This is a genomic window from Streptomyces monticola, from assembly GCF_042665355.1.
GTDB lineage: Bacteria > Actinomycetota > Actinomycetes > Streptomycetales > Streptomycetaceae > Streptomyces > Streptomyces monticola.
Genome location: NZ_JBHTCF010000071.1, coordinates 1 through 650, shown reverse-complemented (window position 1 = coordinate 650; position 650 = coordinate 1). Strand labels below are relative to the sequence as shown.

The following is a 650-nucleotide window of genomic DNA, read 5'->3' as shown; positions in this document are numbered from 1 at the left end:
ACCTCTGCGATGCAGGTCTCCTCGTCGTCGTACGCGAAGTGCGCGACGCCCGAGGTCTCGGCGTGCACATCGGCGCCGCCGAGGCCGTTCTGGGTGATCTCCTCACCGGTGACGGCCTTCACGACGTCGGGTCCGGTGATGAACATCTGCGAGGTGTCGCGGACCATGAAGACGAAGTCCGTCAGCGCGGGGCTGTACGCCGCGCCGCCCGCGCACGGGCCGAGCATCACGCTGATCTGCGGGATCACGCCGGAGGCCCGGGTGTTGCGCTGGAAGATCCCGCCGTAGCCCGCGAGCGCGCTGACACCCTCCTGGATCCGCGCCCCGGCACCGTCGTTCAGGGAGACCAGCGGGGCACCGGCCGCGATGGCCATGTCCATGATCTTGTGGATCTTCGTGGCGTGCGCTTCGCCGAGCGCACCGCCGAAGATCCGGAAGTCATGCGCGTAGACGAAGACCGTGCGGCCCTCGACCGTGCCCCAGCCGGTGACCACACCGTCCGTGTAGGGCTTCTTGCCCTCCAGGCCGAAGCCGGTCGCCCGGTGCCGCCGCAGCTGCTCGACCTCCTTGAAAGACCCCGCGTCCAGGAGGAGCTCGATGCGCTCACGGGCGGTGAGCTTGCCCTTGGCGTGCTGGGATTCGGTCGCCTT

1 protein-coding gene is annotated in these 650 nt (G+C 69.1%); it reads right to left on the bottom strand.

Annotation, left to right across the window (positions count from 1 at the left end; all coding sequences use genetic code 11):
- On the bottom strand, positions 1 to 650 hold a 650-nt coding region (locus tag ACFQVC_RS42475), incomplete at both ends, for a carboxyl transferase domain-containing protein (protein ID WP_381842165.1).